The 13,917-nt window shown below is 71.7% G+C and carries 9 protein-coding genes and 2 tRNA genes; 7 read left to right on the forward strand and 4 right to left on the reverse strand.

The window, feature by feature from the left end; genetic code table 11:
* Positions 1 to 77 precede the first annotated feature (77 nt).
* From AB9M23_RS08190 to AB9M23_RS08220, 7 genes are all read left to right on the forward strand, one after another.
* A complete protein-coding gene (locus tag AB9M23_RS08190; RefSeq protein WP_372424219.1) occupies positions 78 to 2,588 on the forward strand; it encodes a GcvT family protein in 2,511 nt (836 codons plus the stop codon).
* 22 nt (positions 2,589 to 2,610) lie between these two features.
* Positions 2,611 to 3,627, forward strand: a complete 1,017-nt coding sequence (locus AB9M23_RS08195; RefSeq protein WP_372424033.1) for a GlxA family transcriptional regulator — start codon at positions 2,611 to 2,613, stop codon at positions 3,625 to 3,627.
* Positions 3,628 to 3,800: 173 nt separating this feature from the next.
* Positions 3,801 to 5,057 carry a sarcosine oxidase subunit beta family protein gene (locus tag AB9M23_RS08200; protein WP_372424034.1) on the forward strand — a complete coding sequence of 419 codons (1,257 nt, stop codon included), beginning with the start codon at positions 3,801 to 3,803 and terminating at the stop codon, positions 5,055 to 5,057.
* Between the two features lie 12 nt (positions 5,058 to 5,069).
* Complete coding sequence (locus AB9M23_RS08205) at positions 5,070 to 5,363, forward strand: sarcosine oxidase subunit delta (RefSeq protein ID WP_372424035.1); 294 nt, start codon at positions 5,070 to 5,072, stop codon at positions 5,361 to 5,363.
* Positions 5,360 to 8,362 carry a sarcosine oxidase subunit alpha family protein gene (locus AB9M23_RS08210; RefSeq protein WP_372424036.1) on the forward strand — a complete coding sequence of 1,001 codons (3,003 nt, stop codon included), beginning with the start codon at positions 5,360 to 5,362 and terminating at the stop codon, positions 8,360 to 8,362. The genes AB9M23_RS08205 and AB9M23_RS08210 overlap by 4 nt, the downstream gene beginning before the upstream one ends.
* A complete protein-coding gene (locus tag AB9M23_RS08215; protein WP_372424037.1) occupies positions 8,346 to 8,909 on the forward strand; it encodes a sarcosine oxidase subunit gamma in 564 nt (187 codons plus the stop codon). The genes AB9M23_RS08210 and AB9M23_RS08215 overlap by 17 nt, the downstream gene beginning before the upstream one ends.
* 26 nt (positions 8,910 to 8,935) lie before the next feature.
* Positions 8,936 to 10,306 (forward strand): L-serine ammonia-lyase, encoded by a 1,371-nt coding sequence (locus tag AB9M23_RS08220; RefSeq protein ID WP_372424038.1) that lies wholly within the window; start codon positions 8,936 to 8,938, stop codon positions 10,304 to 10,306.
* A 248-nt stretch (positions 10,307 to 10,554) separates the two neighbouring features.
* Here AB9M23_RS08220 and AB9M23_RS08225 read toward each other — a convergent pair.
* The 4 genes from AB9M23_RS08225 to lon all read right to left on the reverse strand — a co-directional run bounded on the left by AB9M23_RS08225 (position 10,555) and on the right by lon (position 13,871).
* Positions 10,555 to 10,631: transfer RNA gene (locus AB9M23_RS08225), tRNA-Asp, on the reverse strand.
* 128 nt (positions 10,632 to 10,759) lie between these two features.
* Positions 10,760 to 10,835, reverse strand: a tRNA-Val gene (locus AB9M23_RS08230).
* A gap of 122 nt (positions 10,836 to 10,957) precedes the next feature.
* Positions 10,958 to 11,233, reverse strand: coding sequence for an HU family DNA-binding protein (locus AB9M23_RS08235; RefSeq protein WP_372424039.1), 276 nt, complete (start codon positions 11,231 to 11,233; stop codon positions 10,958 to 10,960).
* Positions 11,234 to 11,447: 214 nt separating this feature from the next.
* Complete coding sequence (lon, locus tag AB9M23_RS08240; protein ID WP_372424040.1) at positions 11,448 to 13,871, reverse strand: endopeptidase La; 2,424 nt, start codon at positions 13,869 to 13,871, stop codon at positions 11,448 to 11,450.
* Positions 13,872 to 13,917: the final 46 nt, after the last annotated feature.

Genomic DNA, 13,917 nt, shown 5'->3' on the forward strand with positions numbered 1-13,917 from the left:
ACGGGGGCATGGCGAGCATGGCGTGCGGGTCCCGGAGCGGGCCGCGCGGGCGGAGGCGAGCCATGGGCACGGGCGGGATGCGGAGCGAGGCGCGGGTCGTCGTGATCGGCGGCGGCGTGGTCGGGGCGGGGACGCTCTACCACCTGGCCAGGAAGGGCTGGTCCGACGTCGTCCTGATCGAGCGCCGGGAGCTGACCTCCGGCTCGACCTGGCACGCGGCGGGGCTGCTGCCGCTGTTCAACATGAGCTACTCGGTCGGGCGCATCCACGAGTACTCGGTCGAGCTCTACGCCGGGCTGCAGGCGGAGACCGGCCAGGACGTCGGCTTCCGGCGCGTCTCGAACATCCGCCTGGCGCGGACCCGGGACCGCTGGGACGAATACATGTACTACAAGAACATCGCCGACACGCTGGGCGTGCGTGTCGAGGTGCTGACACCCGAGGAGGTGAAGGCGCTCTGGCCGCTGTGCGAGACCGACGGGCTCGTGGGCGCCATCCGCCATCCCGACGACGGCTACATCCAGCCCGCCGACCTGACCCAGGCCTTCGCCATCGGCGCCCGGGCGCGCGGCGCGGAGATCCACCGCTTCACCACGGTCACCGGCATCGCGCGCACCGGCGACGGGCGCTGGCGGGTCGAGACGGACAAGGGCGCGATCTCCTGCGAGCACGTGGTCTGCGCCACCGGCAACTTCGCCCGCAGGACCGGGGCGATGGTCGGCCTCGACATCCCGGTGATCCCGGTCGAGCACCAGTACATCGTCACCGAGCCGCACCCCGACATCGTCGCCCGCCACCGGAAGGGGCTGCCGGAGATGGGCGTGCTGCGCGAGTCGGATTCCGGCTGGTACATGCGCGAGGAGGCGGGCGGGCTCATCCTCGGCCCCTACGAGAAGGGCGCACCGGTCTGCTACGTGGACGGGCCCGACGCGCAGAGCGAGTACGAGCTGTTCCAGGAGGAGCTCGACCGGCTCGGGCCGCACATCGAGGCGGCGATCGCCCGGGTGCCGGCCTTCGGCGAGGTCGGCGTGAAGAAGGTCTACAACGGCGCCATCGCCTACACGCCCGACGGCTCGCCGATCATCGGCCCTGCCTGGGACCTGCCGAACTTCTGGCTCAACGAAGGGCATTCCTTCGGCGTCACCGCCGCCGGCGGCGCCGGCTGGCAGCTGGCCGAATGGATCGTCGAAGGCGAGCCCACGATCGACATGGGCGGCGTCGACCCCCGCCGCTTCGGCCCGCACGCCACGCGCGGGTACCTGAAGGCGAAGAACGAGGAGGCCTACGCCAACGTCTTCACGGTGCACTACCCCGACGAGGAGCGCGCCGCCGCGCGCCCCCTGCGCCGCTCGCCGGTGCACGACCGCATGGCGGCGCTCGGCGCGGTGTTCGGCTCGGTCTACGGCTGGGAGCGGCCGAACTGGTTCGCGCCGCAGGGCTACGGCCTCGACGAGGCGGATCTCGACCGCGACGACGTGCTGCTCGCCGAGAACCACCCGCCGGTGAAGGCGGGCGAGAGGCCACGCGAGAGGTGGAGCTTCCGCCGCTCGAACTATTTCGCGCACGTCGGGCGCGAGGTGCGGCGGGTGCACGAGGCGGTCGGCATCCAGGACCTGACGGCCTTCGCCAAGTACGCGGTCTCCGGCCCCGGCGCCGAAGCCTGGCTCGACGGCATCCTGGCGAACCGCCTGCCGCAGAAGACCGGGCGCATCGGCCTCGCGCACATGCTCGCGCAGAACGGCGGCGTGCGGGCCGAGTTCACCGTGTATCGCGAGGGGCCGGAGCGCTTCTACCTCGTCGGGATGGGCTCGGCCGAGCGGCACGACTTCGACTACCTGACGAAGCTGCGCCCCCGCGACGGCTCCGTCGACCTCGCCCGCGTGACGACGCAGATCGGCGTGCTCGGCCTCGCCGGGCCGCATGCCCGCGACGTGCTCCAGAGCGTCACCGACACGGACCTCTCGAACGCCGCCTTCCCCTGGCTCACCGGCCGGACGATCGACGTCGGCTTCGCGAGCGCCGAGGCGCTGCGGGTCAACTTCGTGGGCGAACTCGGCTTCGAACTGCACATCCCCGTCGAGACGACGGCCTACGTCTTCGACCTCCTGATGGAGGCGGGCCGCCCCTTCGGCATCGCGCCCTACGGCGTGCGCGCCATGGACTCGATGCGCCTCGAGAAGTCCTACCGCGTGCTGCCGCGCGAGCTCTCGATCGAGTACGCGGCGCTCGAGAGCGGCCTCGATCGCTTCGTCAAGCCCGACAAGGGCGACTTCATCGGCCGCGAGGCGCTGCTCGCCCGGCGGGCGCGGGGCTTCGCGAACCGGTTCGTGACGCTGGAGGTCCACGACGTGACCGACGCCGACGCGCGCGGCAACGAGGCGCTGACGAGGAACGGCGCGCTCGTCGGGCGCGCCACCTCCGGCGGCTTCGGCTGGCGCACGGGCAAGTCGCTGGCGCTGGGCATGGTCCGCCCGGACCTCGGCGAGATCGGCACCGAGCTCGACATCGTCATCCTGGGCAAGCCGCACCGGTGCATGGTGATCGGCGAATCGCCCCATGATCCGGAGAACGCGCGGCTGCGGGGGTAGGAGAGGGGCGCAGGACGACATCATGCAGGCCTCATCCCCCGCCGCCCGCCCCCCGCTCGCGCTGCGCGTCGGCTTCGTGCTCGCCCAGAACTTCACGCTGTCCGCGCTCTCGCTCTTCGTCGATCCGCTGCGGCTCGCCGCCGACGAGGGGGACCGGTCGCGGCCGATCCGCTGCTCGTGGGCGATCATGGCGTCGAGCGCCGAGCCGGTGCGGGCGAGCTGCGGGCTCTCGGTGGGGCGCACGGCGCCGCTCGGCGATCCGCGCGGCTTCGACTACGTGGTCGTCGTGGGCGGGCTGCTCCACGGCGGCGAGCAGGTCGACGCGACGACGGAACGCTGGCTGAGATCCGCCGCGGCCGCCGGCGTGCCGTTGATCGGCGTGTGCACCGGCTCCTTCGTGCTCGCCCGCGCGGGGCTGATGCGGAACCGGCGGGCGTGCGTGTCCTGGTACCACCACGCCGACTACGAGGCCGCGTTCGCGGACACGACGCCGATCTCGGACCAGCTCTTCCTCGTCGACCGCGACCGCATCACCTGCTCGGGCGGCGCGGGCGTCGCCGATCTCGCCGCCTGGCTGATCGAGAAGCACCTCGGCCGCGCGGTGGCGCAGAAGGCGCTGCACGTGCTCCTGCTCCAGCACGCCCGCGCGGCGAGCGACGCGCAGCCCCACGCCTTCGCGCCGGACCGCATCGGCGACGAGCGGGTGAAGCGGGCGCTGCGGCTGATGGAGCAGAACATCGCCGAGCCTCTGACGATCGCCGCGATCGCGGACGCGCTCGCGCTCTCCACCCGCCAGCTCGAGCGCCTGTTCCAGGCGCGGCTGCGGCTGCGGCCCGCGGTCGTCTACCGCCAACTGCGCCTGCGCCACGCGCGCTGGCTGATCGAGAACACCGCCAAGCCCGTCACCATTGTGGCGGTGGAGACGGGCTTCTGCGACGCGGCGCATTTCTCGCGGCAGTTCAAGGGCTACTTCAACCTCTCGCCGAGCCTGGTGCGCGCGGCGCGGCCGCAGGAGAGCGCGCCGGCGGCGGCGCCGTGACGGGTCGGTTCCGGCTCCGCCGCGCTTGAGCGCAGGCGACGCCTTGCGTCGTATTCACGCAAGAGAACGTCGCGGGCACTCAAGCGGCCGGGGGCGTTCGGGCGCAGGATGCGCGCATCGTCCCCATCCGCCATCCCGCCCCCTGCCCGGCGGGCGACGAGCGAGCGACCGCCATGCGCCGTTTCAACCTCGGCAATCTCCTCTCGGAGGCCCTGCGCGGGCACGAAGGCTGGGGCCGCCAGTGGCGCTCCCCGGAGCCGAAGCCGCGCTACGACGTGATCGTCGTCGGCGGCGGCGGGCACGGGCTCGGCACGGCGCACTACCTCGCCAAGGAGCACGGCATCACCAACGTGGCGGTGCTCGAGAAGGGCTGGATCGGCGGCGGCAACACGGGCCGCAACACGACGATCATCCGCTCGAACTACCTCTACGACGAGAGTGCGCATCTCTACGAGCATGCGGTGAAGCTCTGGGAGGGCCTGTCGCAGGACCTGAACTACAACGTCATGTACTCGCAGCGCGGCGTGATGATGCTGGCGCACAACGTCCACGACGTCCAGATCTTCAAGCGCCACGTCTACGCCAACCGCCTCAACGGCGTCGACAACGAGTGGCTGACGCCGGAGGAGGCGCAGGCCTATTGCCCGCCGCTCTCGATCGATCCCCGGGCGCGCTATCCCGTGATGGGCGCCGCCCTCCAGCGCCGCGGCGGGACGGCGCGGCACGACGCGGTCGCCTGGGGCTACGCCCGCGCGGCGGATTCCCGCGGCGTCGACATCATCCAGAATTGCGAGGTGACGGGCTTCGCGCGAGACCCCGCCACCGGCGCCGTCACCGGCGTCGAGACGACGAAGGGCTTCATCGGAGCCGGCCGGGTCGGCGTCGTGGCGGCGGGGCACACGTCCGTGATCATGGAGCGCGCCGGCGTGCGCATGCCGCTGCAGAGCTTCCCGCTCCAGGCGTTGGTGTCGGAGCCGGTGAAGCCGGTCTTCCCCTGCGTGGTGATGTCGAACGCGGTCCACGCCTACATCTCGCAGTCGGACAAGGGCGAGCTCGTCATCGGCGCCGGCACGGACCAGTACGTGTCCTATTCCCAGCAGGGCGGCCTGCAGATCACGACGCATACGCTCGACGCCATCTGCGAGATATTCCCGCGCTTCTCGCGCATGCGGATGCTCCGCAACTGGGGCGGCATCGTCGACGTGACGCCGGACCGCTCGCCGATCATCGGCAAGACGCCGGTGCCCGGCCTGTTCGTCAATTGCGGCTGGGGGACCGGCGGCTTCAAGGCGACGCCGGGCTCGGCCCACGTCTTCGCCCACACGCTCGCCACCGGCGAGCCGCACCCGATCAACTCGCCGTTCTCGCTCGATCGCTTCCGCACCGGGCGGCTGATCGACGAGGCGGCTGCCGCCGCCGTCGCGCACTGAGGGGCGAGAGCCATGCTGCTGATCACCTGCCCCCATTGCGGACCGCGCCCGGAACTGGAGTTCACCTACGGCGGCGAGGCGCACGTCGCGCGCCCGGCCGACCCGTCGGCGCTCGACGACCGGGACTGGTCGGAATTCCTGTTCGTGCGCAACAACCCCAAGGGCGTGTTCGCCGAGCGCTGGAACCACGCCCACGGCTGCCAGCGCTGGTTCAACGCGCTGCGCGACACGCACTCGGATGCGTTCGTGACCACCTACCCGGCGGGAGCCCCGCGTCCGGAGAGCACGGCGGAGGACGTTCGATGAGCCGGCAACCTTTCCGCCTCGCGCAGGGCGGCCGCATCGACCGCTCCCGCACGCTCGCCATCCGCTTCGACGGCGAGACCTATGGGGGCTTCGCCGGCGACACCGTGGCGTCGGCGCTGCTGGCCAACGGCGTCCACCTGATGGGCCGCTCGTTCAAGTACCACCGACCGCGCGGCCTTCTGTCGGTGGGCACCGACGAGCCGAACGCGCTGCTCCGCGTCGATCGCGGGCCGGGCCGCGTCGACCCGAACAACCGCGCCGGCGCGGTCGAGGCGGTGGACGGGCTCGTCACCGGCTCGCAGAACCGCTGGCCCTCGCTCGCCTTCGACGTCGGCGCGGTCAACGACGTGCTCTCGCCGGTCTTCGTCGCGGGCTTCTACTACAAGACCTTCATGTGGCCGCGCGCCTTCTGGGACAGGGTCTACGAGCCGGTGATCCGCGCCGCGGCGGGGCTCGGCGTCGCCCCCGCGGACCCGGACCCGGACCGCTACGCGCATCGCCACGCCCATTGCGACGTGCTGATCGTCGGCGCCGGTCCCGCCGGCCTCGCCGCGGCTTTGGCCGCCGCGCGCTCGGGCAAGCGGGTGATGCTCGTCGACGAGCAGGCGGAGCCCGGCGGTGCGCTGCTCCACGACGTGACCTCGACGATAGACGGCGTGCCGGCGCAGGAGTGGGTCGCACGGACGATCGCCGCGCTGGACGCGCACGAGAGCGTGGTTGTCCTGCCGCGCACCACGGCCTTCGGCTACTACAACCACAACCACGTCGCCCTGGTGGAGCGGATCACCGACCACCTGCCCGCGAGCGAGACCCGCGAGGCGCCGCGCGAGCGGCTCTGGCAGGTCCGCGCGGCCGAGGTCGTGCTGGCCACCGGCGCCCACGAGCGCCCGCTGGTCTTCGCCGACAACGACCGACCCGGCATCATGCTGGCCGAGAGCCTGCGCGTGCTCGTCAATCGCTACGCGGTGGCGCCGGGCCGCGAGATCGTGATCGCGACGACGGGCTCCTCCGCCTACACCGCCGCCGCCGACCTGAAGGCGGCGGGGCTGACCGTGACGGTCGTCGACGCACGCCTCGCCGCCGACTGCGTCGCGGACACGGCCTTCGCGGCGGATCGCGGGATCACGGTGCTGCCGGGGCACACGATCGTCGGCTCGAAGGGCCGGCGGCGGGTGTCGGGCCTGATCGTCGCGCCGCTGCGGGCGGACGGCTCCGTCGGCCCCCGACGGACGCTGCCCTGCGACTGCGTCGGCATGTCCGGCGGCTGGACGCCGGCGGTGCACCTCTTCTCGCAGTCGCGCGGCAAGCTCGCCTACGATGCCGCGCGCGACGCCTTCCTGCCGGCGACGCACGCCCAGGCCGAGCGCTCGGCCGGCGCCTGCGCCGGCGACATGGCTCTCGCCGCCTGCCTCGCGGCCGGCTTCGCCGCGGGCGCCGCCGCGGCGGGTCTCGAGGAGACGCGGACCTTCGCGGCGAGCCCGACGCGCACCGGCTTCCAGCCGATGCGGGTGCTGCCCACCGATGCCGATCCCGGCCGCGTGCGCGCCTTCATCGACTTCCAGAACGACGTCACCGCCAAGGACCTGAAGCTCGCCGTGCGCGAGGGCTTCCATTCGATCGAGCACGTCAAGCGCTACACCACGACGGGCATGGCCACCGACCAGGGCAAGACGTCGAACATGAACGCGCTGGGCCTCGTCGCCGGGCTCCTCGACACGGAGCTGCCTCGGGTGGGCACGACGACCTTCCGCCCGCCCTACACGCCGGTCACCTTCGGTGCGCTGGTAGGCCCCGGCAAGGGCGCGCTGTTCGAGCCCGTCCGCAAGACGCCGATCGACGGCTGGGCCGAGGCCCGGGGTGCCGTGTTCGAGCCGGTCTCGCTCTGGCGCCGCGCCTGGTATTTCCCGAAGGCCGGCGAGGATATGCACGCCGCGGTCGCGCGTGAATGCCGGGCCGTGCGCGAGGGCGTCGGCATCTTCGACGCCTCGACGCTCGGCAAGATCGAGGTCGTCGGGCCGGACGCCGCCGAGTTCCTGAACCGAATGTACGTCAACGGCTGGTCGAAGCTGGCGCCGGGCAAGTGCCGCTACGGCCTGATGCTGAAGGAGGACGGCTACATCCTCGACGACGGCGTCGTGGCGCGCATGGCCGACGATCGGTTCCACGTGACGACCACCACCGGCGGCGCGCCGCGTGTGCTCACGCTGATGGAGGACTACCTCCAGACCGAATGGCCGGACCTCGACGTCTTCCTCACGAGCGTCACCGAGCAATGGGCGGTGATCGCGCTGCAGGGCCCACGGGCGCGCGCCGTGCTCGCGCCCCTCGTCGCCGACATCGACCTCTCCAACGAGGCGCTGCCGCACATGTCGGTGCGCGAGGGCTTCGTCTGCGGGGTGCCGGCGCGGCTGATGCGCGTGTCCTTCACCGGCGAGCTCGGCTACGAGGTCAACGTCCCCGCCGACTACGGGCTCGCTGTGTGGGAGGCGCTGTGGGCGGCGGGGCAGGCGCACGGCGTCACGCCCTACGGCACCGAGACCATGCACGTGCTGCGCGCCGAGAAGGGCTTCATCATCGTCGGCCAGGAGACCGACGGCACGGTGACGCCCGACGACGTCGGGCTCGGCGGCATGGTCTCGAAGGTGAAGCCCGACTTCGTCGGCAAGCGCTCGCTGGCGCGCCCCGACCTCGTGGCCCCGGGCCGCAAGCAGCTCGTCGGGCTGGAGACCGAGGACCCGCACGAGCGGCTCGACGAGGGGGCGCAGGTGGTGCGCGACCCGTCGGCGCCGCTGCCCGTGCCGATGCTCGGCCACGTCACGTCGAGCTACTTCAGCCCCGCCTGCGGGCGCACGATCGCGCTCGCCCTCGTCGCGGACGGCCGCGCGCGGATGGGCGAGACCGTCCACGTCACGACGATGGCCGGCTTCGCCCGGGCCACGATCCGCGACACCGTCTTCGTCGATGCGGAAGGAGTGCGCGTCCATGCTCGAGAGTCGTAACCGGGCGACCCGGGTGGCGCCGTTCCCGCTCGCCACGGAGACGATCGGGCGCGTCGCGATCGCGCCGCTCCCCCCGCGCACGCGGCTGTCGCTGCGCCTGCGCCCGGCGGCGGCCGCGGACGTCGGCGCGGTCGCGGGCCTTTCGCTCGACATGCCGATCACCGCGACGCGCGCGGCGGACGGACGGCGCGCCCTGCGGCTCGGGCCGGACGAATGGCTGCTCCTCGCGGATGCCGACGAGGCCGAGGAGCTGACGGCGCTGGTCACCGCCGGGCTCGCCGGCACCTTCCACGCGCTCGTCGACGTGAGCCACCGCTCCTGCGGCCTCGCGGTGACCGGCGCGGGCGCCGGGGCGGCGCTCAATGCCGGCTGCCCGCTCGACCTTTCGCCGAAAGCGTTCCCGATCGGCACGGCGACGCGCACGGTTCTCGCCAAGACGGAGATCCTGCTCGCGCGCCTCGACGCGGACGCCTTCGAGGTGGAATGCTGGCGCTCCTGGGCGGACTATCTCCGCGGCTTTCTCCTCGAGGCCGCGCGCGGCCTCTGAGCCGTCGCGGCGGAGCGTAGCTGGCGATGATCAGCGTCTTCGAGCTCTTCAAGATCGGCATCGGCCCCTCGAGCTCGCACACGGTCGGGCCGATGGTGGCGGCGGCGCGCTTCCTCGCGGACCTGCGCGCGCTCCCCGCCCCGCCCGCGCGCATCGCGGTGAGCCTGCACGGCTCCCTCGCCTTCACCGGGCGCGGGCACGCGAGCGACACCGCGATCTGCCTCGGCCTCCTCGGCGAGCGGCCGGACGCCGTCGATCCGGACGCGGTGCCGGAGCTCGTCGCCGGCCTCGGCCGCGATCGCGCGATCCGGGTGGGCCATCGCGAGGTCGGCTTCGACCCCGACGCGGACCTCGTCCTCGACACGGCCGAGATGCTGCCCGGCCACACCAACGGCATGCGCTTTCGCGCCTTCGACGGAACCGGGATGAGGGTGCTGGAGCGGGTGTACTACTCGATCGGCGGCGGCTTCGTCGTCGGCGAGGAGACGGCGGCGGATGCGGCCACGCAGGCGCCCATCGACGTCGTAGCGCCGCTGCCCTTCGACAGCGCCGCCGAACTCCTCGCGTTGTGCGCCGCCCGCGGCCTCGACATCGCGGCGGTCCAGCGCCGGAACGAGATCGCGCTGCGGCCCCTCCCCGAGGTCGAGGCCGGGCTCGACCGGATCGCCGAGGCGATGCTCGCCTGCATCGAGCGGGGGCTGTCGACGGGCGGCACCTTGCCGGGTCGGCTGAAGGTGCGGCGCCGGGCGAGGGACCTCCACGCCCGCCTCCAGGCCGGCGCGCGCGCGAACGCCCGCTCGCCCAGCGAGACGATGGACCGGGTCTCGACCTTCGCCATCGCCGTGAACGAGGAGAACGCCGCGGGCGGGCGGGTCGTCACCGCGCCGACCAACGGCGCAGCCGGCATCGTCCCGGCAGTGCTGCGCTATCTACGCGAGATCTGTGGCGAGACCGCGCCGGAGACGACGCGCACCTTCCTGCTCACCGCCGCCGCCGTCGGCGGGCTGATCAAGCGCAGGGCCTCGATCTCGGGCGCCGAGGTCGGCTGCCAGGGCGAGGTCGGCTCCGCCGCCTCGATGGCCGCCGCCGGGCTCGCGGCCGCGCTCGGCGCGACGCCCGAGCAGGTGGAGAACGCCGCCGAGATCGCCATGGAGCACCACCTCGGCATGACCTGCGACCCCGTCGGCGGGCTCGTGCAGATCCCCTGCATCGAGCGCAACGCCTTCGGCGCCATCAAGGCCATCGCGGCCGCCTCCCTGGCGCTCCACGGCGACGGCGTCCACCACGTCTCGCTGGACTGCGTCATCGAGACCATGCGGCAGACCGGGCTCGACATGCAGTCGAAGTACAAGGAGACCTCGCAGGGCGGGCTCGCGGTGAACGTCGCGGAGTGCTGAACCGCCGACGGCGGCCGACGGCGAAATGCGACGGTGGGGCCGGACACGTCGGCTTCCGCTTCGCGGAACGCGACGCTCGCGCGCCGCGCCCCATCCGTCACCCAACCTTCGGCTGCGCGCCACCTTCCCCTACAGGGAAGGACGAAGACCGCCGGCCGTCGATCAAGGCGACGACGCTGGTCGTCCGCAGCCGCGACAGGCGATGTGTGGATCGGAGAGTCGTGACGGAGGATGCCGATGCATCGGGGTGGCGCGGGCGACGGGGCTCGAACCCGCGACCTCCGGCGTGACAGGCCGGCACTCTAACCGACTGAGCTACGCCCGCATTTCCCATTCCGCCGCGCGCGGTCGGCGGCGGCGGCAGTGGCGGGGGTTTACGGCCCCCCGCGACCGGTGTCAAGCGATCCTCGAGCCGCCTTCGCGCTTTTTGCGGGGCAGACGATCGAGGCGCGATGGTGGGCGGTGACGGGCTCGAACCGCCGACCCTCTCGGTGTAAACGAGATGCTCTACCAGCTGAGCTAACCGCCCCCGGCGGGCGCGTGCGGCGCGCGCGTCCCGCCCGGCTCGTACATAGAAACACGAAGCCGCCGGCGCAAGCGCGCCGACGGCTCCGCGAGGCGTGGGACGTCGACGGACGGCCGCGAACGGCCTCAGCCGTTGACGGCGTCCTTGAGGCCGGCGCCGGCCTTGAACTTCGGGGCCTTCGAGGCCGGGACCTGGACCTTCTCGCCGGTGCGCGGGTTGCGCGCCTCGCCGGCGGGACGGTCGGCGACGGTGAAGGTGCCGAAGCCGACGATCTTCACTTCCTCGCCCTTCTTCAGGGTCTCCTGGATCGACTCCAGCGCGGCGTCGAGCGCCTCGCCGGCCTGGGCCTTGCTGAGGCCGGTCTTCTCGGCCACGGCGCTGACGAGCTCGCCTTTGTTCATCGCTACCTCCTCCAGTGCGTGCGCGGCGCGCAAACCCTTGCTGCGCCGTCGTTCGGTTCTTTCCTGCATAGCGGAATGCTCCGGCCCCGCAAGCGGCAGCGACGCGATTTCGCTGTGGAAATCGGCGCCCCGGCACGAAAAACGGCCTCCGGACCGGGTCCGGAGGCCGCGTTGGACCGGTTCGACGCGCCCGCAGGCGCCGCCGGGCGGACGATCAATGGGCGACGAAGCCCGGCTCGCCCTCCTCCGCGCCGCGCGCGGGGGCCGGCATCGCCGATTCGTCCCACTCGATCGGCTCGGGCTTGCGCACGAGGGCGTGCTCGAGCACCTGCTCCATCCGCGAGACCGGGACGATCTCGAGGCCGGACTTCAGGTTCTTGGGCACGTCGGCGAGGTCCTTGACGTTCTCCTCGGGGATGAGGACCGTCTTGAGACCGCCGCGCAGCGCCGCCAGCAGCTTCTCCTTGAGGCCGCCGATGGGCAGCACCCGCCCGCGCAGGGTGACCTCGCCGGTCATGGCGATGTCCCGGCGCACGGGGATGCCCGTCATGATCGAGACGATCGCGGTCGCCATGGCGATGCCGGCGGACGGGCCGTCCTTCGGGGTGGCGCCCTCCGGCACGTGGACGTGGATGTCCTTGCGGTCGAAGAGCGGCGGCTCGAGGCCGAAATCGACCGCCCGCGAGCGGACGTAGGACGCCGCCGCCGAGATCGATTCCTTCATCACGTCGCGCAGGTTGCCCGTGACCGTCATCTTGCCCTTGCCGGGCATCATGACGCCCTCGATCGTGAGCAGCTCGCCCCCGACCTCGGTCCAGGCGAGGCCGGTGACGACGCCCACCATGTCCTCCGCCTCGACCTCGCCGTAGCGGTAGCGCGGCGCGCCGAGGAAGTCCTCGAGGCTCGTCTCGGTCACGACGACCGACGTCTCCTCCGTCATCAGGATCTTCTTGACCGCCTTGCGCACGAGATTGGAGATCTCGCGCTCGAGGTTGCGCACGCCCGCCTCCCGCGTGTAGCGGCGGATGAGGAGCAGGAGCCCCGCGTCGTCGATGGCCCATTCCTCGGACTTCAGGCCGTGCTTCTTGATCGCGTTGGGGATCAGGTGCCGGCGCGCGATCTCGGCCTTCTCGTCCTCGGTGTAGCCCGCGATCCGGATCGTCTCCATGCGATCGAGCAGCGGCGCCGGGATGTTGAGCGTGTTCGCCGTGGTGACGAACATCACGCTCGACAGGTCGTAGTCCACCTCGAGGTAGTGGTCGTTGAAGGTCGAGTTCTGCTCCGGATCCAGCACCTCCAGGAGCGCCGCCGACGGATCGCCGCGGAAGTCCTGGCCCATCTTGTCGATCTCGTCGAGCAGGATGAGCGGGTTCGAGGTCTTGGCCTTGCGCATCGACTGGATGATCTTGCCGGGCATCGAACCGATGTAGGTGCGCCGATGGCCGCGGATCTCCGCCTCGTCCCGCACGCCGCCGAGCGACATGCGCACGAATTCGCGGCCCGTGGCGCGGGCGATCGACTTGCCGAGCGAGGTCTTGCCGACGCCGGGCGGGCCGACGAGGCACAGGATCGGGCCGGTGAGCTTGTTCGCCCGCTGCTGCACGGCGAGGTACTCGACGATGCGCTCCTTGACCTTCTCGAGACCGAAGTGATCGTTGTCGAGGGTGACCTGCGCCCCGGCGAGGTCCTTCTTGACCTTGGAGCGCTTGTTCCACGGGATCGACAGCATCCAGTCGAGGTAGTTGCGCACCACCGTCGCCTCGGCGGACATCGGCGACATCTGGCGCAGCTTCTTCACCTCGGCGGTCGCCTTGTCGCGGGCCTCCTTGGAGAGCTTGACGTCCTTGATCTTCTGCTCGATCTCGGCGATCTCGTCGCGGCCGTCCTCGTCGCCGAGCTCCTTCTGGATCGCCTTCATCTGCTCGTTGAGGTAGTACTCGCGCTGCGTCTTCTCCATCTGCCGCTTGACGCGGGTGCGGATGCGCTTCTCCACCTGCAGCACGGAGATCTCGCTCTCCATCAGCCCGAGCACGCGCTCGAGGCGCTCGGCGACGGTCTTCGTCTCGAGCAGCTCCTGCTTGTCGGAGATCTTCACGGCGAGGTGCGAGGCGACCGTGTCGGCGAGCTTCGCCGGATCCTCGATCTGCGTCACGGCGGCGACGATCTCGGGCGAGACCTTCTTGTTGAGCTTGACGTAGTTCTCGAACTCCCCGACCACCGAGCGGGCGAGCGCCTGCGCCTCGATCTTGTCGCCGAGGTCGTCCTCGAGCACCGTCGCGCGGGCCTCGTAGTAGTCCTCCACGCGCAGGAACTCGCCCACGCGCGCGCGGCCCGCGCCCTCGACGAGCACCTTGACCGTGCCGTCGGGCAGCTTGAGCAGCTGGAGGACGTTGGCGAGCGTGCCGACGTCGTAGATCGCGTCGGCGGCGGGATCGTCGTCGGCGGCGTTCTTCTGGGTCGCGAGCAGGATGTGGCGGTCGGTCTTGACCACCTCCTCGAGCGCCCGGATCGACTTCTCGCGGCCGACGAAGAGCGGCACGATCATGTGCGGGAAGACGACGATGTCGCGGAGCGGGAGCACCGGATAGGTGCCTTCCGACCCCGGAACGACGGGCTGCCGCGTCTTGGACTGTGTCATGGAGGCTGATCCTCTTCCCTTTGCGCCCGGGCGCGCCTCTCGCGGA

Origin of the sequence: Salinarimonas chemoclinalis, assembly GCF_041514305.1 — a bacterium.
Taxonomy (GTDB): Bacteria; Pseudomonadota; Alphaproteobacteria; order Rhizobiales; family Beijerinckiaceae; genus Salinarimonas; species Salinarimonas chemoclinalis.